The sequence below is a fragment of the Rhodanobacteraceae bacterium genome (assembly GCA_024234055.1).
Classification (GTDB): domain Bacteria; phylum Pseudomonadota; class Gammaproteobacteria; order Xanthomonadales; family SZUA-5; genus JADKFD01.
In genome coordinates, this window is record JACKOW010000002.1 from 128,364 (window position 1) to 150,332 (window position 21,969).

Here is a 21,969-nt window from a genome sequence, read left to right on the forward strand (position 1 = left end):
GGCTGTCTCAGGCCGACAAGGATGCCAGATCCAGCGGCAGCACGCGCAAGCGCTTGCCGCTGGCCCTGGCGATGGCGTTGGCCAGAGCCGGCGCCGCCGGCGGTGTGCCGGGTTCGCCCACGCCGCCCATGGCGGCACCGCTTTCGATGATGTGCACGGCCACAGCCGGCGCCTGCGGCAGGCGCAGCACCGGGTAATCGTGGAAGTTGGACTGCACCACGCGGCCGTCCTTGAAGGTGATGGCCTCGCCGAGCGCGGCCGACAGCCCCATCAGCGAGCCGCCCATGATCTGCGCCTGGACCGTATCCGGGTTGACGACATTGCCGCAATCGACGACGGCAGTCAGCTTGTGCAAGGTGAGCGTGCTGCCTTCGAGCGAGATCTCCACCACTTCGCCGACCAGCGAATTGAAGGATTCGTGAATGGCCACGCCCTGGAATCGGCCCTTGGCCGCCTTGCCCCAGCCCGACTCGGCCTTGAGCTTCTTGAGCAGCGCCACCTGGCGCGGATGCGCTTCCAGCAGCTTGATGCGGTAATCGATGGGATCTGCGCCAGCGCGTTCGGCGGCCTCGTCGATCAGCGTTTCCTTGACGTAGGCGCTGAAGGTATGACCCACCGAGCGCCACCACAGCACCGGCACCGCAGCGCTGGCCTTGTGATAACTCACCAGCAGATTGGGCGTGGCATAGGGCCAGTTGTCCAGACCCTCCACCTGGCTCGGATCGACGCCGGTCTTGGCAATCTCGGCCCCGAAAGGCGTGCCCTCCATGATCGACTGGTTGGCAATCTTGACGCGCAAGGCCTGCGGCTGTTTGTCGCTGTCCAGTGCCAGTTGTGCCGATACCCGCGTACGCGGCCGATAGTAGCCACCGCGGGTGTCGTGCTCGCGCGACCAGATCACCTTCACCGGCGCGCCGACGGCTTTGGAAACCGCGACCGCTTCGCTGACGAAATCCGAGGCCGGATTGGCGCGCCGGCCAAAGCCGCCGCCGAGCAGCGTGGTATGCAGCACCACATTGTCCGGGGTGACACCTGCCACCTTCGCCGCCGCCATCTGGTCGAAGGTCTGGAACTGCGTCGGCGCCCACACCGTCACGCTGTCGGCGCGCACATCGGCGGTGGCGTTCATCGGCTCCATCGGCGCGTGCGCCAGATAGGGAAAATCGAACTCGGCTGCGATCGGATCCTTGGCCTCGACCATGGCGGCCGTCACGTCGCCCTCCTGCTTGGCCACGGCACCCTCGCCGGCCAGCAACTGGTCCAGATCCCTGGCCTGGCTTTCGGTCGAGAATCCGGCCGCAGCGCCCGGATCCCATTCCAGGACCAGCGCTTCGGCAGCCTTGCTGGCGGCCCAGTAGTGATCGGCCACCACGGCCACGCCCGATGGCACCTCGACCACATGACGCACGCCCTTCATTGCCTTGGCGGCCTCGCCATCCAGCTTCTTCAGCGTGCCGCCGAACACCGGCGAACGCACGATCACGGCGGTCAGCAGGCCAGGCACCTTGACGTCGATGCCGAATTCGGCGGTGCCGGTGACCTTGGCGCGACCATCCAGACGGTGCTGGGATTTGCCGATCAGCTTGAACTGCTGGCGATCCTTGAGCACAACATCGGCCGGGGGGCTCAGCTTGGCCGCCTCGGCCGCCAGCTCACCGTAGTTCCAGAGTTGTCCCGGGTCAGGGCCAACCACAGCACCATCGGCGGTCTTGAGCTTGGCCGCATCCAGGCCGCTGCGCGCCGCCGCAGCCGCGACCAGCATGGCCCGCGCCGTCGCACCCACCTTGCGCATCTGTTCGTAGGAGGTGTAGGTGCTGGTGCTGCCACCGGTGGCCTGTATGCCCCATTGGGCGTGGGCGAACTCCGGTCTGGCATCGCCGGGAACGGCGCTGACCTTGGCCCAGTCGGCGTCCATTTCCTCGGCGATGATCATCGCCAGCGAGGTGAGGATGCCCTGGCCCATTTCCGAATGCTTGGCGTGCACGGTGATGGCGCCATCAGCGGCGATGGTCAGGAAGGCGTTCAGATCCACAGCAGCAGACCCGGTGGTGGCTTTCTCGGCCCAGGCCTGAGTGCTCAGGTGGAAGCCGAGAACCAGGGCACCGCCGAGGGCAGCGCTGCCTTGAAGAAAGCCGCGGCGCGACAGATTGATGATGTCATTCATGGCGATCTCCGGCTCAGGCCAGCTTGGCAGCGGCGGCGTGGATGGCCGCGCGAATTCGCGGATAGGTGGCGCAGCGACAGATGTTTCCGCCCATGGCGGCATCGATGTCGGCATCGCTGGGCTTCTTGTTGTTGGCCAGCAACGCAGTGGCGCTCATGATCTGGCCCGACTGACAATAACCGCACTGGACCACGTCCAGATCCAGCCAGGCCTGCTGCACCGCATGCAGGGTCTCGCCCTCGGCGATGCCTTCGATGGTGGTGATCTTCTTGCCCGCCGCTGCCGACAGCGGCAGCGTGCACGAGCGTGTGGCGACGCCGTCCAAATGAACCGTGCAGGCACCGCACAGGGCCATGCCGCAACCGAACTTGGTGCCGGTCATGCCGAGGATGTCGCGCAGCGCCCACAGCAGCGGCATGTCCTCCGCCGCGTCGATATCGTGAGTCTTGCCGTTGACTTCGAGCTTCATCGTGGTCTCCACCGCGCCAGGTATCGCCTTAGGATACGCTCAGGACTGTCAGCTTCGCGTTGCAGAATCGATCCAACTCCGCAACGCGGCTGGCGATGCTTGTTCAGAGATTCCCTGCTCGCTGCTGAACCGGGTGCCCGAAGGTTCGAGTGACGGCACCACCACAGCCGGCGCGATAATGTGAGCCCAGGGCGTACACGCCGAAACGCGAACGGGGATCCCGTGACCGAGCCCATACGCAGCATCGATCGACTATTGGCCCCGCAATCGATCGCCTTGATCGGCGCCAGCGACCAGCCTGACTCCCTCGGCACCGCCTTCACTCGACAGCTTCTGGAATCCGAATTCCCGGGCAACATCCATCTGGTCAACCGCGAGCGCAATCAGGTCTTCGGCCGTGACTGCCTGAGAGACGTCGGTGAACTGCCGCCGGGCATTGATCTGGCCATGATCATGACGCCCTGGGCCAGCGTTGCCGAGATTACCGAGCGGCTGGCCAGGCGTCATTGCGCGGGCGCCGTGGTGGTCGGCATCGCCACCGAAACCGGCTGGCCCTGGGCTTCCCGGGCGAGCTTGCTCAAGCGCCTGCAGCGCCAGGTCAGCCGCAGCGAATTGCGCCTGATCGGCCCTGCCAGTCAGGGCATCACCTTGTCCCATAGCGGACTCAACCTGAGTCTGTGCCCGGCCTTGCCGCCGCCCGGCGGTATCGGTTTTGTCTCGACCTCCGGCGCAGTCTCGGGTGTGATGGCCGACTGGGCCGCCCAACGTGGCATCGGCATGTCGGCCCTGATCAGCCTGGGCGATGAGCTGGACGTGGATATCGCCGATTGCCTGAACTGGTTTGCCCGCGACCCCGATACCCGCGCTGTGCTGGTGCATGTGGAGCAACTGGGCAATGCCCGCCGCCTGATGTCGGCAGCCCGTACGCTGGGCTTCCGCAAACCGCTGGTGGTGCTCAAGCCGCAGGAAGCCGGTCGCGCCCCCGGAGACGCCGCTGCCGCGCTGTCTGACGCCGTGCACCACGCCGCCTTCCTGCGCGCCGGCATGCTGCAGGCACGTGATCTCGAGGAATTCTGCGCCGCCGCCAATGTCGATCTGCCGGCCTGGCCCCACGCCGGTTCACGCTTCTTCATCGCCGGCAATGGCAGCGCCCTGGGCGCTCTGGCCGCCGATGCCGTGATCCAGTCCGGTGGCACGCTGGCACAGCCCTCGGCCGACACCGTCAAGGCGCTGAAGGTGCTGATGCCGGCGCGCTCGGCGGTCAGCAATCCACTGGATCTGATGCGCGACGCCGGCCCCAGACGCTATGCCGCGGCCACGGCAGCACTGGCCGATGACGCCGATACCGATGTCGTGCTGCTGCTGCACCATCCCACCAGTTTCAGCAGCGGCAGCCAGATCGCCGAGGCGCTGGAGCCGGTGGCCCGGGGTCAGGCGCTGGTGCTGGCGGCCTTCGCCGGTGCCGAACAGCAGCATGCAAGGCGCATTCTCAGTGAGCGCGGCATCGCCGCCTTCCCCACGCCCGAGGCAGCCGTGCGCGCCTACGGTTTGAACCGCAGGCATTACCGGCAGAAGGTCGAACTCACGCAGACACCGCCGCCACTGCTGCGCTGGCCGAGCGTGGACGCCGCCGACATTTCCAGGCTGGTGGTGAAACTGGGCACCGACCCGCAGAAACTTGGAACCGCTCTACTCGCCTCGATCGGCGTGGATCTGCACTGGAATCCGGATCGCCGCGGCGAATCGGCGCGTCTGGGCCTGCGCAGCCATGCCAGCCTCGGCCCCTATGCCATTGCCGAGAGCCCTGGAAGGCAACACATCGAGTGCCTGCCACTGGATCGCTTGCGTGCCGATCGACTGCTGGAGCGCGGCTGGGGACCCAGCACTGCCGATGCGGATCTGCGGGCCACGCTGCAAAGCCATTTGCTGCAGATGGCCGAGTTGATGGTAGAGCGCAGTGAAATCGTGCGCATGGAACTGGAAGGTGTGCACCTGATCCCGGGCGGCGAGATCGAAGCGCATCTGCAATTCGACTGGAAACCGGAAGCCCGCCGCGCCAGCAGCGCCTTCGCCACCTATCCCTGGAATCTGGCGCTGCCGCTGCAGCTGGCCGATGGCCAACAGGTGCTGCTGCGTGCGATCCGCGCCGAGGATGAGCCCGCGCTGCAGGAAGGCTTCACCCAGCTCAGCCCCGACGAAGTGCGGATGCGCTTCCTGTATCCGCTGAAATCACTCACCCACGATCTGGCGGCGCGGCTGACCCAGCTCGATTACGACCGCGAGATCGCCCTGGTGCTGGCCGATCTGGAACCGCCGGGTCAGGCCAAGCTCTTTGGCGTCGTCCGCGCCAGTTTCGAACCCGACCTCGGCCGCGCCGAATTCGCCATCGTCATTCCCAGCCAACTCGCCGGCCAGGGTCTGGGTACGCGCTTGATGATGCACATCATCGAACTCACCCGAACCGCCGGCCTGCAGCAGATCTACGGCGACACCCTGCCCGAGAACAAGGCCATGCGCGCGCTGGCCCGCAAGCTCGGCTTCCGCGAAGAGCTCAAGGATCATCTGATCCGGTTGACGCTGGGGCTGTGAACCTGGGGGCACGGGGCACGGGAGAAGCTGCGGGGTTTGGGCCCCCGTGGGTCCAGACAAGTCTGGAGTTGCAGAATCGCGAAACCGTCGTCGTTGCGAGCCACCTGACGATGGCCGTGAATGCAGGTCACGTTGCCCACAGCGCGGTCTACCTGACAACGGTGTGCCGATTCAACACCTTGAGCATGGGCTCATCGAATTCTTGGCACAGGCCTTCGGTCGGCAAGTTGGCGTGCGCTCAGGCCCCTCGAGTCGACATGGACTGGTGCCGCCTTCGCGTCGACTATGGCCTTACTCCCCACGAATCTCCTGTCGCAACCACTTGTCCAGCATGCGTTGTTCGTAGCGTAGCGGGCCGCTGGCGGTGCCGGTGGAAGTGGTGTCGAAACCAAGGTCTCGGAGCTTGACGGTGCCGGACTTGAGCGCGGTGCCAGTCGCATCGGTCAGGCGGTAGTTGAACTCCAGCCTAGGCGGATACAGGCTGGTCACCAGGCGCACATCGGCCAGTTCGACGTTGCTCTGGGCACGGTGGTCGCCCGCCAGATCGATGTCGGTGAACTCGATCTTAAGCTGCTGGCCGCCGGTCAGATAGCGTTTGCCGCGGGTCTCGAGGTAGCGCCGCAATCCGCTCAGATTGGGGTTCTTGTCCGGCGGACTGGCGAACTGGCGATCGCGGACATCGGTGAACTTCTCGGGCTGCACGAACACCACGGTCACCGGGCCGTGGTCAGCCGCGGGCACCGGTGTGCTCAGCAACGCGGCTGCCAGCGCGCAGCCGATCAGAACCAAGGTACGCATGACGCCTCCATCCGCTATCAAGTGTCGGTGCCTCGACACGATGCGCCCACGTTATCACGCCAACCGGCAGGCGGAGATTAAGGCGGCTGAACGGGACTCGGGACTCGGGACTCGGGACTCGGGACTCGGGACTCGGGACTCGGGAAAGGCTGACACGCCTGAGGCGTCGTTGCGAGCCACCTGTTTCGGCCCGACACTGCCCATGGGCCATGAACCCGCCGTCGTAGGTCATGTTGTCCGCGCCAGCGGACTACGTGACTTCCAGTTGCGTCACGTAGCTCGCTACGCGAGCAACGTGACCTACAACAGCAAATCAACAACTTACGATATGGGTTCATGGAGAGCGTAGCGAAGCAATCCAGGAGTGCGCGGCGCTACCCTGGATTGCTTCGTCGCTGCGCTCCTCGCAATGACGCATCAACAACTACGGTGTGGGTTCATGGAGAGCCACCGGTTTCGGCCCGAAACTGCCCACGGGCCATGAACCTGGTGCGGTAGGAGCGCCCTCGTGGCGCGCGAGCCGGCACTTCTCGCCCCTTGGCAGAGAGTCTTGACGCTGAGAACCCAGAGGATCGCTGAGAACGCAGAGAAAAGCCCGTCCAGGACGGCTCTGCTTCTCTCCGCGCGCTCGCTGCTTTTCCTTTGTGTTCTCTGCGTTCGGCTTCTTGCCGCGACCTGCCTCAGGACGGAGTCGTCGCGGCGCCGGTAGCGCAGCCGGTCGCGACGCGCCGCCCTTCCTGCAGCCTTTCCAAAACGCCTATCACAATTCCATTGTGCTAGCACGCTAACACATTGCTGCGTTGCACATTGACGGACTCATCATTCCGGCGGATAAGCCAATCGCCGTGTGGGTGAAAGTGTTGTGGATGGGGATCCGCAGCACTGCTGCTGAGCCTTCGACGGTGGGCCGTAATTTCAACTTTGATTTGGGGATTCATCCATGAACTACCGACACACCGGTTGGCGCGTCGCGCTGGCCATCGCCTGGGGTTTGAGCGCTGGCGCTGCATTCGCTGCAGGTCCTTTGCTGCAGCCTTCCAATGCCGGATTCAAGAGCACCGATCAGGTCGTCAACGGACTGCAGTCCGATCGCGCCACCATCAGCCTGACGCCGATGCAGGTGGACAGCTCGGCGCTGGCCTACGACACCGACAGTTTCGAGATCGCCCTGGGCGGCAAGCAACGCGTGACCGTGCGCCGCGACAGCGCCAGCTTTGCCGAGGATGGCAGCCTGATCTGGAACGGCACCGTCGGCGGCAAGTCGAAGTCGGCGGACAACGACTTCAATGCCGATGACCTGATGAACAGCGTCACCCTGGTCAAGGGTGGCAACGAGATCACCGGCACCATCCGCATCAACGGCCAGCTCTACAAGTTGTTTCCGTCCAGCTCCGGCCATGTGCTGGCAGCCATCGACGAAGCCCGGATGCCGCCTGAGCATCCGGCTGAGTACAAGTCACTGCCGATCGAGAACATCGGCATCGAAGCCCATGACGACGAACACGCTGCCGGTGAGAGCGAGGCTGCCACCAAGGCCAACACGGTGATTCGGGTCATGGTGGTGGTGACCAATGCCGCCAAGGCCAAGATCGGCAACGTCACCAACTTCGTCAATCTGGCGATCAGCGAGACCAATGCCGGCTATGCCAATTCGGGCGTCTCGATCACGATGCAGGCAGCGGGTATCTACACCACCTCCTACGTCGAGTCGGGCAGCTTCTCGACCGATCTGGCGCGCATTCGCAGCACCAACGACGGCATCCTCGACAGCGTGCATTCGCTGCGCAACAGCAACGCCGCCGACGTGGTGGTGTTCATGATCGACAATGCCAGCTCCTGCGGTCTGGCTTCGGGCATCGGTTCCAGCGCCGCGACGGCTTTTGCCGCCGTGCACTACAGCTGTGCCACCGGCTACTACAGCTTCGGTCACGAGGTCGGCCATCTGCAGAGCGCCCGTCATGATCCCGCCAATGACCCGACCAGCACGCCGTATGCCTATGGCCACGGCTATCAGTACGCCGCCGGCGGCTGGCGCACGATCATGGCCTATGCCTGCAGCAACAACTGCACGCGCATCAACTACTGGTCGAACCCGGCCAAGACCCGCAACGGGGTTCCCATGGGCACGACCAATCTGAACCACAATCAGCGGGTATTGAATAACACCCGGGCGACCATCGCCGGCTTCCGCTGACACGCTCCACGACCCGCGCCGCAATGGCGCGGGTCGCTGCCGGGAACACCTGATTCTCGGTCCGTTGAACCTGCAACCTTCGGTGGCTTGAAAGCCTTCTGCTTCGCCCGCGGTCTGCCTGTCCATCCTCCGAAAAAGGCCAGGCCATGAAACGCAGGTCCCCCGCATCGCCATCAGCGCCTCGCGTTCACTGGCCTGTACCCATTGTTCCGCTCCAGCCGGACACTCTCCTCTGACGCGGCCAAGGAGCGCCACCATCACCGGGTCTTCGGGCCAATCTGCTAGCTTTCATCCTGTCTACATCACCGGATCCACGGGAGCATCATGTCTATTCAGCAAAGCCTGGACGACGTCCGCCGCTACTACGGCGAAGTGCTGCAGTCGAGCAGCGATCTGAAGACCGGCGCCTGTTGCACCGCCGAGGCCATGCCGGTGCATCTGCGGCGCCTGCTGGAGGACGTCCATCCGGAGGTCAAAGCCCGCTTCTATGGCTGCGGTTCCCCGCTGCCGCCAGCGCTGGAGGGAATGACGGTTCTGGATCTGGGTTGCGGCAGCGGTCGTGATGCCTATCTGCTGTCCAGACTGGTCGGAGAAAGCGGCCGCGTCATCGGCGTCGACATGACCGCCGAGCAGCTGGACATGGCCCGCCAGCATCAGCAGTGGCACGTGGAGCGCTATTCGCATGCGCGCAGCAATGTCGAATTCATCGAGGGCTACATCGAGGATCTGGCAGGCTGCGGGATAGGCGATGCCAGTGTCGATGTCGTGGTCTCCAACTGCGTGCTCAATCTGTCGCCGGAAAAGGGCCGTGTGTTCAGCGAAATCATGCGCGTGCTCAGGCCTGGCGGCGAACTGTATTTCTCGGATGTCTTCGCCGATCGCCGCATACCTGACTCGCTCCGTCATGACCCGGTGCTACTCGGTGAGTGCCTGGCCGGCGCCCTCTACACCGAGGACTTCCGGCGCATGATCGCCGCCGCCGGTTGCGCCGATGCCCGCGCCGTCAGCAGCAGTCCTGTGCCCTTGTTCGATGAGGCCGTGATCGCCAGGATTGGCATGATCAATTTCCGCTCCATCACCATTCGCGCCTTCAAGCTGCCGCTGGAAGACCGCTGCGAAGACTATGGCCAGATTGCCACCTATCTCGGCACCCTGCCGAATCTGCCACACGCCTTCGAGCTTGACGATCATCACCGTCTGGAAACGGGCCGCCCGATGCTGGTCTGCGGCAACACTTTCGACATGCTGGCCGACACCCGCTATGCAAGGCATTTCCGACTGCAGGGCGACAAGCAGACCCATCATGGATTGTTCGACTGCGCCCCGGCACCGTCGTCCACCCCCGCGGCCGGAGCCTGCTGCTGATGAACACCCGAATCTGTACCGTCTTGCGTGCCGATGACGACATCGAGTCGCGCGCCCAACTGACCCGGCACCTGCAGAGCGTCGATCAGTTCGTGCTGGTGGTCTTCGGCAGTGATCGCATTCCGGCGGAGCCCTGGCCGGAACTGGCCCACGAACGGGTGCGCGTGGCCTTTGCGCCACCCGCGCGCCGCCCACAGTCGGATCAAGGCTCCGTCAGCACCATCGAAGCTCGATCCGCCCTCGCTGCAAGGCCCAGAAAGCGGATCTCGGGAGTAGCCCATGCGTGACACCTGGCCTTTGCTGCAGGCGCGTGCCTTTCCGCAGATCGAGCGCGAGCGCATCGATACGCTGCAATTGAATCTGGGCTATCTGTGCAACCTGAGTTGCATCCATTGCCATGTCAATGCCGGTCCGCGACGCACCGAACTGATGGACCAGGACACCATGGAACTGGCGCTGCAGGTCGCCGATCGGCTCAAGGTCTCCACCTTCGACCTGACTGGCGGCTCGCCGGAAATGAACCCGCATTTCCGCTGGCTGGTCAGCGCCGCGCGAGCGCGTGGCATGCGGGTGATGGACCGACTCAATCCCACGATCATCGAAGAACCCGGCTACGAGTGGGTGGCCGATTTCCTGGCGGCCGAGGGCGTGGAACTGGTGGCCTCGCTACCCTGCTACAGTCAGGCCAATGTCGACGAGCAGCGCGGCAACGGCGTGTTCGAATCGTCGATTGCGGCACTCAAGAAGCTCAACGCGCTGGGTTACGGGCGCGCCGGCGGACTGACACTGAATCTGGTCTACAACCCCAATGGCGCCTTTCTGCCGCCCGCGCAGGACAAGCTGCAGGCCGACTACAAACGCCTGCTCAGCGACAATTTCGGCATCGAATTCAATGAACTGTTTGCCCTGGCCAACATGCCGATCCAGCGCTTTGGATCCTGGCTGATCTCCAAGGGCAAGTTCGACAGCTACATCGAGACGCTGGTGAATTCGCACCGCGACGAGAACCTGTCCCATGTGATGTGCCGCAGCCTGATCAGTGTCGATTACCAGGGGCAGCTCTATGACTGCGACTTCAACCAGATGCTGAAACTGCCGCTGGGCGGCGAGGAACGCCCGGTGCATCTGCGCGATCTGCTGAGCGCGCCGCTACCACGCAAGATCGGCGTCGCGGGGCATTGCTTCGGCTGTACCGCCGGGCAAGGCTCCAGCTGTGGCGGAGCACTGGCATGAACCGCGTCCTGACCATCTTCTTGCTGCTGGCGAGCACAACGCTGGCCGCGCAATCCGGCTTTGACCAGCAGCATTCGACCTGGAACAGTCTGCTGTCCAAACACGTGCAATGGACAGCCGACGGCCACGCCAGCCAGGTCGACTACGAGGGCATGCGTCGCGACCAGGCCATTCTGGAGGCCTATCTGGCCGGTTTGAGCTCGGTGCCGCGGCGCGAATTCGATGGCTGGATGAAACCGCAGCGCCGGGCCTTTCTGCTCAATGCCTACAATGCTTTCACCGTCGAGCTGATCCTGCGCGCCGAGACGACCCCGGAATCCATCAAGGATCTGGGCTCGCTGTTCACCTCGCCATGGAAGAAGCGCTTCTTCACCCTGTTTGGCGAGGAACAGAGCCTCGACGGCATCGAGCACGGGCTGATTCGTGGCGCGCCTGACTACGATGACCCGCGCATACACTTCGCCGTCAACTGCGCGTCGGTGGGTTGCCCGGCCCTGCGGCCAGAGGCCTACACGCCGGCCGAGCTTGACGCCCAGCTCGAGGATCAGACCGAGCGATTCCTGGGCGACCGCTCGCGCAACTACTTCGACGAGATGAAACAGACCCTGTATCTGTCGAAGATCTTCGACTGGTATGGCGAGGACTTCGATAAACCCTTCCGCGGCACCGATTCGGTCGCATCGTTTGCGGCGCACTACCGCAAGGAGCTGGGCATGGACGACGGCTCGGCGCGCAAGGTGTCGATGGGCGAGTACGAGATCGACTTCCTGGACTATGACTGGAACCTCAATCGGAGCCCGCCGTGATCGCGACGGTGCTCGGATTGACACTGGCATTGACCGTCAGCTCCGGCCAGACCGCGCCAGATCCGGCGCTGAAGCAACGTATTGAAGCGCTGGTACAGGCGATCGAGCCGCAAGTGGCAGATGTGCCCGTGACTCTCGCTGAACAAGTGCGACGGGCACAGCCTCAGCCGCTGATGCTGGACGTGCGCAGCCAGGCCGAACGCACGGTCTCAGTCATCCCTGGCGCCATCTTCGATGCCGAATCGATTCCGGCCGGGAGCCGCGTCGTGGTCTATTGCACGGTCGGACTGCGCAGCGGCATTGTCGCCCGGGAACTGCGCCAACGCGGAATTGATGCCGTCAATCTGCGCGGCGGCATCCTGGCCTGGCTGGCGGCCGGCGGGGAACTGGTCGACCCGCAGGGACAGCCCACGCGGGCCGTGCACGTCTATGGCCGACGCTGGAATGCCGTGCCGGACAACTTCAAGGCCGTCTGGTAATCCAACGGAGAGCGAGCCATGCGTTTGACTCAGGCCGTACTGGTGATTGCCGACATCAGCGGCTACACCGACTTCATCCGCAAGCGCGAGATTGCACTGATCCACGCCGAACAGGTCATCGCCGATCTGCTGACGGCAGTCGTCGAAGGCTCGGCGCATCCACTGACGCTGAACAAGTTCGAGGGCGACGCCCTGCTGCTCCATGCCGAGGCCGAAACCGAGCGTGAACTCACGGCCGTCGCCCAGGATGTCCATCAGCAGGCGCAGCGTTTCTTCGCAGCCTTCCATGCGCAACGCCAGCAGTTGCAACGGGCGCGCTCGAACTGCGATTGCGACGCCTGCGCCAACATCTCGGGGCTCTCGCTGAAGGTTTTCGTGCATCTGGGCGAGATCGCCATCCGCCAGTGGCGTCAGTACACCGAACTGGCCGGCGAACCCGTGATCCTGATTCATCGCCTGCTGAAGAACTCGGTGCCTTCACGCGAGTACCTGCTGCTGAGCGAGCGCTTTTGCCAACAGTGTGGCCTCGACGTCGGCAACAGACTTGACGTCGAGGTGGAAGGCCTGGAAACGGCAAGGGTGTACTGGATGCCGCCGCCGGACCTCGGTCTGGAATCGCACGCACCGGGTTTCCGCATCGCCACCGGGGCAACGTCTCCGGCGCCAGCCTCGGACTCCAGGCCGTCGCTCTCCGGCCCCGGCTTGCCCGCACGCCTGCTGCTGAGTCTGGGTGTGCTGATGTTCGGTCTGGTGGTGCCAGTCTTCGAGATCAATGCCAGCCATGTCTACAACCCCGAGTGGCCGGGTCACGCCCGCCTGCACGAGGTCTGGCAACTGGCCACCCATTGCGGCCTGGCATTGACGTGTCTGTGGCTGATCTGGCGCAGCGGCCAGTTGCGAATGGCGGCACTGCTGTCCGGACTGGTGACCGGCGGATTCTTGCTCGCCTACGCCTTGAGCGCGAGCTACGGCGGATCGATGACGCTCTCCGACGGCAGCGAGAAGAGGCTGCTCGGCATCAATCTGGGCGTGCTGGCTTTCACTGTGGCGATCGCGGCCAGTCTGCTGGCCTTGTTCCTGGAAAACCGCCGTGCTCGCTCAACGACTTAGGCGGCAGCGCGAACGCTGCAAGATCAAGATCGTTGTCCGCAAAGGACGCGAAGAACGCCAAGAAGAGCGACTGAGAAAACGCGCTTTACGGCCCCAGGTCGCGCCACTCCCAATCTGGAGCCTTTGCTCTCCTTTGCGTCCTTTGCGTCCTTTGCGGACAAAAAAGGCTCCTGGGCCGACCTTTCAAACGCCAGCTACCGCCGGAAGCCCAGCACCGCATCGCGCATCGCCTCCAGATCGATGTCGTCCGGGCGTGCCTGGGCGTGGAAATACTGGTCGTAGAGTTGGGCGGCCTCGTCCCGCGCCAGTCGGCGTTGGGCGGGTTCCAGTGCCACCGCCAGGCGCTCCGTCGCCTTTTCGGCGCGGGCCTGATCGGTACCATTGCAGACGCGCTTGCACAGCAGTGCATAGCGATAGGCCACGGCCAGGTCTTCGCCCAGCACCTGCTGAATCGGGGTCAACGGGCGCACGGTTTCCATCATCTTCTGGATGGCCTGGGTCTGCATCGCAGTGCCTTCCGCGGGCCGGCCGCGCCAACCTTCGAACACATGCTCGTAGGCATCCATGAACCCGGCCACGGCCTGGCCGCTGCCCTGCTCCAGCGCCCGCTGCAGTGCTTGCGGCGCACTGGTCTTGTAGACCTCCAGTCGATCGAGCTGTTGCAGCGACTTGCCCAGCGACAGCGCCGGTACCAGGGCAAAGCTCAGTTGCCCGGCCAGATCGCCGGCATCGGCGGCACGACGCTGCACCTCGAACAGGATCGCCTCGTCGAAATCGGAGGGCAGCCCGGCGCACTGTTCGGCGAGTTCCGCCACGGTTTCGGCCGCCGAGGACATGGCTTCGCGGAAGCGCTCGCCTCCGGCCCGATGCGCGCGCGGCGAGTCCTCGAAGGCAATCATCATGTCCATGCGCATGCTGGCCCAGCGCTGGCGCTGGCAATTGCTCAGCTCCTGCATCAGCCGGCGCGTCGCCGGCAGGCTGCCGGCGCGGCTGGCTGCCAGCAGTTCGGTGGCGGTTTCGCGCAAGGGCAGGCCGGGAGCGGGCAAGCTTTGGCTCTCCGGCGCCGCTGCAGCGGCAGCGGTGGAGGCCTGCTTGCCGGGCCCTGCGCTGGCGCGCTGCCGCTCAGGCTGAACGGCAGAATCAGCTTGCCCCACCGTCGAGGCCGAATCAGTCTTGGGTGCCTGCTGATGTTTGTCGCCTGCCATTCCACCCGGCGTTGCTTGAGGCGTTTCGCGCTGGGCCCACCACCAAGCCAGGCCGATGCCAAAGGCCACCAACAGGGCAATCCAGATACGGCGCATGAGTCCTTTCACTCCAGGGTTCGCTGCGCCCGGATGGTGGCGCGCAAGCGGCGAAACGTACAGTGCCATGGGTCGCATGCGGCGCTGGAACAGGCTGCTCGAAGAGCAACCCAGTTGAGCACGTCCCAAACCCAACCTGCAGCGCTCGCCATGAATCCGTACCGCAAGTTATTGATGCGTCATTGAACCGTAGTGCCACTAACCTGGCTGGCCGTAGCTGCGGTAGCGCTGGTGCACCTGGCTCATCTGTTCCGCATCCAGCAACACCGGCTCACCGCCCTGCAGGGCATGCCAGTAGATCTGGCAGAGCTGTTCCAGTTCAGCCGCACGGTCGAGCGCCTCTCTCAGATCACGCCCGATCACGAGGGCACCGTGGTTGGCCATCAGGCAGGCGCTGCGCCCGCGCATGGCCGCCAGCACCGCCTGCGACAGTTCCGTTGTACCAAAGGTGGCGTAGTCAGCGCAGCGCACCTGGTCGCCGCCAAAACGCGCGACGGTGTAGTGAAAGGCCGGAATTTCGCGGCGCTGACAGGCCAGCGCGGTGGCAAAGGGCGCATGGGTATGAACGATGGCGCCAGCCTCGGGTCGCGCCAGATACAGGTCCAGGTGGAAGCGCCATTCGCTCGAGGGCAGACATGGGCCTTCGGCCTGTCCATCGGCCCCTACCGGCACCATCTGCTCGGCGCGCATGGCCCGCGGATGCACGCCGCTCGGCGTGATCAGCATGCCCTGGCCGAAGCGCAGGCTGAGGTTGCCGGCCATGCCGCCATTGAGCCCGGCGCCGAGCAATTCGCGCGTGGCCTCCAGCAGCGCCCGGCGGGTCGCCCATTCATCGTCTGATAGCTGCAAGGCTGACGATCCTCGCGTCGCAGAGGCCGTCATTAGATCACGCCCTGGTTCGGAGCCGGGTTGACGACCGGGGAAGCCGGGAAGGAAACGCCATCCTCCCGGGCGTGCCGGTCAGACTTTGTTCCAGGGCAAGGTGAGTCGCCTGGCCGCTACCTACAATCGTCTCTCCCGCATTGTCCGATGCCGCAACCCGCGCACAGCATGACGGAATCAGCCATGGCGCCATCGACCGCCCACGTGATCTCGGTTCGCGGACCGGTACTCGATCTGCGCATCGACGGAGCGCTGCCGGCCATCCACGAAGCCGTGGAGATCGACTCTGGCGACAGCATCGTCATGACCGAGGTTCAGGCCCATCTGGACGAGCAACGCGTGCGCGTCATCGCCCTGCAATCCACCGAGGGCATCGCCCGCGGCACCCCCGCGCGCCTGACCGGGGCTGCGCTGAAGGTGCCGGTAGGCCAGGCCGTGCTCGGTCGATTGCTGGATGTGATGGGGCGCACCGGCGATCAACGGGCGGATCTGCCCGCCGATACGCCGCGCCGCCCCATCCATCGCGAATCGCCGACGCTGGCTTCGCAACGCGGCCAGCCCAGGGTGTTCTCGACCGGCATCAAGGTGCTGGACCTGCTGGCGCCGCTGGCGCAGGGCGGCAAATCGGCCATGTTCGGCGGCGCTGGCGTGGGCAAGACCGTGCTGGTCACCGAGCTGATCCGGGCCATGGTCTCCGGCTACGACGGCATCTCGGTCTTCGCCGGTGTCGGCGAGCGCTCCCGCGAGGGCCACGAGATGCTGCACGAGATGACCCAGAGCGGCGTGCTCGAACGCACCGTGCTGGTCTATGGCCAGATGAACGAGCCACCCGGCGCGCGCTGGCGCGTGCCGCTCACGGCGCTCAGCGTCGCCGAGTACTTCCGCGACGAGGAATCGCGCAATGTGCTGCTGCTGATGGACAACGTGTTTCGCTTTGTCCAGGCCGGTGCGGAGGTCTCGGGTCTGCTCGGGCGCATGCCCTCGCGAGTGGGTTATCAGCCCACGCTGGAATCCGAAGTCGCCCATCTGCAGGAGCGGATTGCCTCGGTGGGCAAGGCCTCGGTGACCGCCATCGAAGCGGTCTATGTGCCGGCCGACGATTTCACCGATCCCGCGGTATCGGCCATCAGTGCACACATGGACAGCACCGTGGTGTTGTCCAGACAGCTGGCCGCCGAGGGCATCTATCCGGCCATCGATCCGATCGCCACCACCTCGGTGCTGCTCGACCCGCTAGTTGTAGGTGTGGAGCACGCCCGTGTGGCCGGGCGCTTGCGCGAACTGATCGAGCACTATCGCGAGCTGCGGGATGTCATTGCCTTGCTGGGCGTGGAGGAACTGGGCCGGGAGGAACGGCTGCTGGTGGGTCGTGCCCGGCGTCTGCAGCGCTTCTTGACTCAGCCCTTCTTCGTGGCCTCGGCCTACACCGGCATGCCGGGACGATCTGTGCCGGTGGCCGAAACCGTGGCCGGCTGCGCGGCCATTCTGGCCGGTGAATGCGATGCCTGGGACGAATCTTCGCTGTACATGATCGGCAATCTGGACGAAGCCCGCGCCAAAGAGGCCTCGCGCCAGGGAGTATCCGCATGAGCGGGTTGCTGTCGCTGACCATCACCACGCCCCTGGAAGTCGTGTTGCAAGCCGACGATGTGGCCTCGCTGCGGGCCGAAGATGCCAGCGGCAGTTTCGGCATCCTGCCCGGACACACCGGTTTGCTGACCGTGCTCGGCGCCTCGGTACTGCGCTGGCGCCGCACGGATGCGATCTGGCACTACTGCGCCCTGCGCGGTGGCGTGCTCAGTGTGGCTGGCGGCCAGCAGGTACGGGTGGCTTGCCGCGAGGCGGTGGCTGGCGACGATCTGGCCGCACTGGAGCATCTGGTGACCACGCAGATGGCGGCGCGCCAGGATGTCACGCGTGCCGCCCGTGCCGAGCACACCCGGCTGCAGGCGCAGGCCATCCGCAGTTTGATGCAACGCCTCGCCGCCAAACCGGGCAGCGATGCGCTGGCGGAGCATTTCCAATGAGCACTCGGGATCAGGATCAGGCGGCGCATCTGGCGGAGGCCGCCCGTCGCACCCAACAGCGGCAGCAGGCCGGGGAGCGCGACCCCGAGCCCTCCCTCGCCCGTCGTTTCGGCCAGATCGGCGTCCTCGGCTGGATCATCGTTGTCCCCACCTTGCTCGGCGTGTTCGCCGGCAGCTGGCTCGATCATCGATTGACCACCGGCATTACCCTGACCGCTGCCATGACCATGCTCGGCGCGGCACTGGGGCTGTGGCTGGCCTTGCGCTGGATGCATCAACAATGAGCGGTGTGCTCGCCCATGCCGGACTCTGGAGCGGCGCCCTGCTGGCGGGCGTGGCCCTGGGCTGGCTGCACTTCCGCAGTTTGCGTCGCGTCGCTGAGCGGCTCGTTGCCGGTGAGCCGGCCGCGGTGCTTTTGCAAATCACCCGAATACTGATGCTGGCGCTGTTCCTGTATCTGTGCGCGCGGCTCGGCGCGAGCACCCTGTTGGCCGCCGCGGCCGGCGTGTACATCGGCCGTGTGCTGGTGATGCGACGCGCGCCAAAGGAGACCCCATGACCGAGTCACCCTTGAATGTCAGCATCGCCTTCATGCTGGGCCCCATACCGGTCAGCTGGACCGTGCTGACCACCTGGTTGATCGTGGCTGCACTGGCGCTGGCCTCGTGGCTGCTGACCCGTCGCTTGTCGATCCGGCCGGGCAAGACCCAGGCCCTGCTGGAGCTGATGGTCGGCGCCATCGACGAGCAGATCCGAGCTTCGGTCCCGGGCGACCCGTCACGCCTGCGCAGTCTGATCGGCACCCTGCTGCTGTTCATCCTGGCGGCCAACTGGAGTTCGCTGGTGCCGCTGGTGGAACCGCCCACGGCGCACATCGAGACCGACGCCGCCCTGACGCTGATCGTGTTCCTCGCCACCATCGGCTACGGGGTGCGCGAACAGGGCCTGATCGGTTATCTGAGGAGCTTCCTGCGCCCCAGCTGGATCATGATTCCACTCAATCTGATCGAGCAGATCACGCGCGCCTTTTCACTGATGGTGCGCCTGTTCGGCAACGTCATGAGCGGCGTCTTCGTCATCGGCATCGTGCTCTCGCTGACCGGTCTGCTGGTTCCCATACCGCTGATGGCGCTGGATCTGCTGACCGGCGCCGTGCAGGCCTACATCTTTGCCATGCTCGCCCTGGTGTTCATCGCCGCAGCGGTCGAGGAAGGCAGCCCCAAGGACAAGGAAAAACAGTCATGAACTATGTCGATCTGGTCAGCATCATTGCCGCCGCCCTGGCGGTGTCGTTCGGCGCCATCGGGCCGGCGCTGGCCGAGGGCCGCGCGGTGGCCGCCGCCATGGACGCCATCGCCCGCCAACCGGAAGCCGCCGGCACCATCTCGCGCACGCTGTTCGTGGGCCTGGCCATGATCGAAACCATGGCCATCTACTGCCTCGTGATCGCATTGCTGCTGCTGTTCGCCAATCCCTTCGTGAAATGAAGCGATGAGCTTTGACTGGGCCACCTTCGGCTTTCAGATCGCCAACGTGCTGTTGCTGCTGGCGATCCTGCATCATTTCCTGTTCAAGCCGATCGCCGCCATCGTGGCCCGGCGCCAGGCCGACACCGAGCGTGCACTGGACGCCGCCCAGGCGGCGCGTGCGGCATCGGAAAAGGCCGCAGCAGCGGCACAGGCGCAAGCCGATCAGACTGCGGCAGCGCGACACGATCTGCTCGCAGCGCTGCAGGCCGAGAGCGAGACCCACACCCGTGCCCTGCTCGACGATGCGCGGCGCGAGGCGGCGAAAATCATGACCGAAGCCAAGGCAACGGCCGCCCAGACCATCGAGCAGGCCGAGGCACAGACCTTGGAGCGGGCCCGTGATCTGGCCGAAGCGATGGCCCGCCGGGCACTGGCTGCCATGCCGCAGCCGCCGACGGCATCCGGCTATGGCGAGCGCCTGGTGCAGGCGTTGACAGCGATGCCCGAGCAGAACCGACGCGAACTGCTGGCTGGCGGCCAGCTGCGACTGCTGGCGGCGCAGCCGCTGGAGCCGGCCGAAGTCGATTCCCTGCGTGCGCTGCTGGCACCGCTGGGCGTCGTCGATTGGCGCGCCGAGACCGATCCCGACTTGATCGCCGGACTGGAGCTGCGTTCCGGCTCGGGCGTGCTCCGCAACTCGCTGGCGCACGATCTGCAGACCCTCGCCGATGCGATGAAGCATGGCGATTGACCCGCCACTGGAGCGGCTGAAAGCACGACTGGCGGCGACCAGGCTCGGTCCACAGGCCGAGGAAACCGGCGTGGTGACTGCGCTGGCGGATGGTCTGGCCCACGTCTCCGGATTGCCCGGTGCCCGACAGGGCGAGCTATTGCTGTTCGCCGGGGGCGTGCGCGGCTTCGTGATGAATCTGGACGAAGATGCGCTGCAGGCGGCCTTTCTCGATCCGGCCACCGCCGTTGAAGCCGGATCCGAAGTGAAACGCAGCGGCAGGCTGCTGTCCGTGCCGGTCGGAGAGGCGCTGTTGGGACGGGTGGTCGATCCGCTGGGCCGGCCGCTGGATGAACTGGGCCCGGTGGACGCCTCCGAGTCGCTACCCACCGAGCGTCCTGCGCCAGCCATCATTGATCGCGATTTTGTCAGCGAGCCGCTGGCCACCGGCCTGCTGGTGATCGACGCGCTGTTTGCCATCGGCCGCGGCCAGCGCGAGCTGATCATCGGCGAACGCAGCACCGGCAAGACCTCGATCGCGGTCGACGCCATGCTCAACCAGAAACACAGCGATCTCGTCTGCATCTACGTCGCCATCGGCCAGCGCGCCACGGCGGTGCGACGCGTGATCGAAGCGGTACGCGAACAAGGGGCGCTGGAGCGCAGCATCTTCGTGGTCGCCGCGGCCAGTGCCGAGCCCGGTCTGCGCTGGCTGGCACCCTTTGCCGCCACCAGCATGGCCGAGTGGGTGCGTGATCGCGGCGGCCACGCCCTGATCATCTACGACGATCTGAGCAAGCACGCCGCCGTCCATCGGGAGCTGGCGCTGCTGTCGCGCCAGCCACCAGGTCGCGAAGCGTATCCCGGCGACATCTTCTATCTGCATGCCAGACTGCTGGAGCGTTCGGCCAAACTCTCGGCCGCGCGCGGCGGTGGATCTCTCACCGCCCTGCCGATCGCAGAGATCGAAGCCGACAATCTCTCGGCCTACATCCCGACCAATCTGATCTCGATCGCCGATGGCCAGATCGTCACCTCGGCGGCGCTGTTCGCGGGCAATCAACGGCCGGCAGTGGATATCGGTCTCAGCGTCAGCCGCGTCGGCGGCAAGGCTCAGGCCGGCGCCCTGCGCTCCGTGGCCGGACGGGTGCGACTGGACTACGCGCAATATCTGGAAATGAAGATGTTCTCGCGCTTCGGCGGCTTTGGCGATGCCGCGATGAAAAAGCGCCTGCAGCATGGCGAACGCATCGGCGCGCTGCTGGCGCAGGAGCGCTTCGCACCGATCTCCATCCTCGCCCAGATCGCGCTGCTGGCGGCGCTGGCTGAGGGCATTCTGGATGCACTGCCGGTCGAACAGTTCCCGGCGCTGAAGGCGGCGCTGCCGGCTGCGCTCGGCGCCGAGCCCGCCCTGGCCAATCTTGATGTCACGGCCGATGTCATCGATGAGGCATCGCGCAAGATCCTGCTTGGCTGCGTGCGTGCAGCGATGACCCCGGCACAAACCGCCAGCACGGTCTCCAGCGCGTGAACAAGACCAAGCAGATCAACGATCGCCTGGTCAATGTGCGCGAGATCGAGACCATCGTCTCCACGCTGCGCGCGCTGGCCGTCGCCCACCAACTGGAAGCGCGCACCCATCTGGACGCCATCCACGCTCATGAGGCCAGCGTGGCTGCGGCGCTGTCGACCGCGCTGTCGATGCTGCCCGCGGCCACCGCGAAACCGGCCGAACAGCGCGGCATGGCCATCGTCATCGGTGCCGCCCAGGGCTTTTCCGGCACCTTTGCCGAGCGCATCGCCGATGCCGCGCTGACCGAGTACCAGCGCGGCAACGCCTTGCTGGCGGTCGGCAGTCGCACGCTGTCCGCGCTGCAGGAACGTGATGCGACGCCCGTCTGGTCCAGCGAGAGCGCCCTGCATGCCAACGAAGTGCCGGACCTGGCCAATCAGCTGGCCGATGCCCTGTTCGAGCGCCTGGCGCAGACAGCCGATACCCAGATCGTCTTGCTCTACGCCGATGCGGCCAATGCCGGACAGTCGCTGATTCGCCGCATCCTGTTTCCCTTCGATTTCGGGCGCTTCCCGCGATCGACGGCGCCCGCGCCACTGACCACACTCCCAGCCGATGCCCTGCTCTCGGCGCTGGTCAGCGAATACGTGTTTGCCGAATTGTGCGAGGCTCTGATGATGGGCTTCGCAGCCGAAAACGCGGCCCGCGCTGCCGCCATGTCCAGAGCCCAATCCAATGTCAAACAGATTGCCGCCGAACTGCAGGGCAGCTTTCAGCGCGCGCGTCAGGAACAGATGACCACCGAGATCATCGAACTCTCCCTGGGCAAGCTCTGAGACC

At 65.3% G+C, this 21,969-nt stretch carries 22 protein-coding genes; 17 read left to right on the top strand and 5 right to left on the bottom strand.

All coding sequences use genetic code 11. The annotated features are described in order from the left end of the window. Window positions 1-7 precede the first annotated feature (7 nt). Together H7A19_04860 and H7A19_04865 are read right to left on the bottom strand one after the other, a co-directional pair. The gene (locus tag H7A19_04860) at window positions 8-2,164 is read right to left on the bottom strand and encodes a xanthine dehydrogenase family protein molybdopterin-binding subunit (GenBank protein MCP5474152.1); all 2,157 of its coding nucleotides are present in this window, start codon (window positions 2,162-2,164) and stop codon (window positions 8-10) included. A 13-nt stretch (window positions 2,165-2,177) separates the two neighbouring features. Beyond that, complete coding sequence (locus H7A19_04865; GenBank protein MCP5474153.1) at window positions 2,178-2,633, bottom strand: (2Fe-2S)-binding protein; 456 nt, start codon at window positions 2,631-2,633, stop codon at window positions 2,178-2,180. Window positions 2,634-2,855: 222 nt separating this feature from the next. Between H7A19_04865 and H7A19_04870 the strand changes: the two genes are divergently transcribed. After that, entirely contained in the window at window positions 2,856-5,222 is a 2,367-nt protein-coding gene (locus H7A19_04870) for a GNAT family N-acetyltransferase (protein MCP5474154.1), read from the top strand. Between the two features lie 291 nt (window positions 5,223-5,513). Here H7A19_04870 and H7A19_04875 read toward each other — a convergent pair whose 3' ends face one another. Then, window positions 5,514-6,020: a DUF3016 domain-containing protein gene (locus H7A19_04875; GenBank protein ID MCP5474155.1), complete on the bottom strand. Its 507-nt coding sequence runs from the start codon at window positions 6,018-6,020 to the stop codon at window positions 5,514-5,516. A gap of 940 nt (window positions 6,021-6,960) precedes the next feature. On the opposite strand from H7A19_04875, the gene H7A19_04880 reads away from it, so the two are divergent. From H7A19_04880 to H7A19_04910, 7 genes are all read left to right on the top strand, one after another. Next, window positions 6,961-8,214 carry a hypothetical protein gene (locus tag H7A19_04880; GenBank protein ID MCP5474156.1) on the top strand — a complete coding sequence of 418 codons (1,254 nt, stop codon included), beginning with the start codon at window positions 6,961-6,963 and terminating at the stop codon, window positions 8,212-8,214. A gap of 324 nt (window positions 8,215-8,538) precedes the next feature. After that, window positions 8,539-9,579 carry a methyltransferase domain-containing protein gene (locus tag H7A19_04885; GenBank protein ID MCP5474157.1) on the top strand — a complete coding sequence of 347 codons (1,041 nt, stop codon included), beginning with the start codon at window positions 8,539-8,541 and terminating at the stop codon, window positions 9,577-9,579. Next, window positions 9,579-9,866, top strand: coding sequence for a hypothetical protein (locus tag H7A19_04890; protein MCP5474158.1), 288 nt, complete (start codon window positions 9,579-9,581; stop codon window positions 9,864-9,866). Before H7A19_04885 ends, H7A19_04890 begins: the two co-directional genes overlap by 1 nt. Beyond that, window positions 9,859-10,812 carry an arsenosugar biosynthesis radical SAM protein ArsS gene (arsS, locus tag H7A19_04895; GenBank protein ID MCP5474159.1) on the top strand — a complete coding sequence of 318 codons (954 nt, stop codon included), beginning with the start codon at window positions 9,859-9,861 and terminating at the stop codon, window positions 10,810-10,812. Before H7A19_04890 ends, arsS begins: the two co-directional genes overlap by 8 nt. Then, on the top strand, window positions 10,809-11,618 hold the full coding sequence (locus H7A19_04900; GenBank protein ID MCP5474160.1) for a DUF547 domain-containing protein: 810 nt from the start codon (window positions 10,809-10,811) through the stop codon (window positions 11,616-11,618). The genes arsS and H7A19_04900 overlap by 4 nt, the downstream gene beginning before the upstream one ends. Further along, the gene (locus H7A19_04905) at window positions 11,615-12,097 is read left to right on the top strand and encodes a rhodanese-like domain-containing protein (protein MCP5474161.1); all 483 of its coding nucleotides are present in this window, start codon (window positions 11,615-11,617) and stop codon (window positions 12,095-12,097) included. Before H7A19_04900 ends, H7A19_04905 begins: the two co-directional genes overlap by 4 nt. A gap of 18 nt (window positions 12,098-12,115) precedes the next feature. After that, the gene (locus tag H7A19_04910) at window positions 12,116-13,207 is read left to right on the top strand and encodes a DUF2652 domain-containing protein (GenBank protein MCP5474162.1); all 1,092 of its coding nucleotides are present in this window, start codon (window positions 12,116-12,118) and stop codon (window positions 13,205-13,207) included. Between the two features lie 194 nt (window positions 13,208-13,401). On the opposite strand, the gene H7A19_04915 is transcribed toward H7A19_04910, so the two are convergent. After that, the gene (locus tag H7A19_04915; protein MCP5474163.1) at window positions 13,402-14,508 is read right to left on the bottom strand and encodes a hypothetical protein; all 1,107 of its coding nucleotides are present in this window, start codon (window positions 14,506-14,508) and stop codon (window positions 13,402-13,404) included. Window positions 14,509-14,706: 198 nt separating this feature from the next. Continuing rightward, window positions 14,707-15,390 (bottom strand): class II aldolase/adducin family protein, encoded by a 684-nt coding sequence (locus H7A19_04920; GenBank protein MCP5474164.1) that lies wholly within the window; start codon window positions 15,388-15,390, stop codon window positions 14,707-14,709. A gap of 183 nt (window positions 15,391-15,573) precedes the next feature. On the opposite strand from H7A19_04920, the gene H7A19_04925 reads away from it, so the two are divergent. Genes H7A19_04925 through H7A19_04965 form a run of 9 tightly spaced genes read left to right on the top strand, consistent with a single transcriptional unit; the run spans window position 15,574 to window position 21,965 of the window. Beyond that, window positions 15,574-16,980 carry a F0F1 ATP synthase subunit beta gene (locus H7A19_04925; GenBank protein MCP5474165.1) on the top strand — a complete coding sequence of 469 codons (1,407 nt, stop codon included), beginning with the start codon at window positions 15,574-15,576 and terminating at the stop codon, window positions 16,978-16,980. After that, window positions 16,977-17,417 (top strand): F0F1 ATP synthase subunit epsilon, encoded by a 441-nt coding sequence (locus H7A19_04930; GenBank protein ID MCP5474166.1) that lies wholly within the window; start codon window positions 16,977-16,979, stop codon window positions 17,415-17,417. The genes H7A19_04925 and H7A19_04930 overlap by 4 nt, the downstream gene beginning before the upstream one ends. Further along, entirely contained in the window at window positions 17,414-17,701 is a 288-nt protein-coding gene (locus H7A19_04935) for an AtpZ/AtpI family protein (GenBank protein MCP5474167.1), read from the top strand. Before H7A19_04930 ends, H7A19_04935 begins: the two co-directional genes overlap by 4 nt. Then, on the top strand, window positions 17,698-17,976 hold the full coding sequence (locus H7A19_04940; GenBank protein MCP5474168.1) for a hypothetical protein: 279 nt from the start codon (window positions 17,698-17,700) through the stop codon (window positions 17,974-17,976). Before H7A19_04935 ends, H7A19_04940 begins: the two co-directional genes overlap by 4 nt. After that, on the top strand, window positions 17,973-18,662 hold the full coding sequence (locus H7A19_04945; GenBank protein MCP5474169.1) for a F0F1 ATP synthase subunit A: 690 nt from the start codon (window positions 17,973-17,975) through the stop codon (window positions 18,660-18,662). Before H7A19_04940 ends, H7A19_04945 begins: the two co-directional genes overlap by 4 nt. Further along, on the top strand, window positions 18,659-18,904 hold the full coding sequence (locus H7A19_04950) for a F0F1 ATP synthase subunit C (GenBank protein MCP5474170.1): 246 nt from the start codon (window positions 18,659-18,661) through the stop codon (window positions 18,902-18,904). The genes H7A19_04945 and H7A19_04950 overlap by 4 nt, the downstream gene beginning before the upstream one ends. Before the next feature lie 4 nt (window positions 18,905-18,908). After that, window positions 18,909-19,637 carry an ATPase gene (locus H7A19_04955; protein ID MCP5474171.1) on the top strand — a complete coding sequence of 243 codons (729 nt, stop codon included), beginning with the start codon at window positions 18,909-18,911 and terminating at the stop codon, window positions 19,635-19,637. Next, window positions 19,627-21,147 (top strand): F0F1 ATP synthase subunit alpha, encoded by a 1,521-nt coding sequence (locus H7A19_04960; GenBank protein ID MCP5474172.1) that lies wholly within the window; start codon window positions 19,627-19,629, stop codon window positions 21,145-21,147. The genes H7A19_04955 and H7A19_04960 overlap by 11 nt, the downstream gene beginning before the upstream one ends. After that, on the top strand, window positions 21,144-21,965 hold the full coding sequence (locus tag H7A19_04965) for a F0F1 ATP synthase subunit gamma (GenBank protein MCP5474173.1): 822 nt from the start codon (window positions 21,144-21,146) through the stop codon (window positions 21,963-21,965). The genes H7A19_04960 and H7A19_04965 overlap by 4 nt, the downstream gene beginning before the upstream one ends. Window positions 21,966-21,969 lie beyond the last annotated feature (4 nt).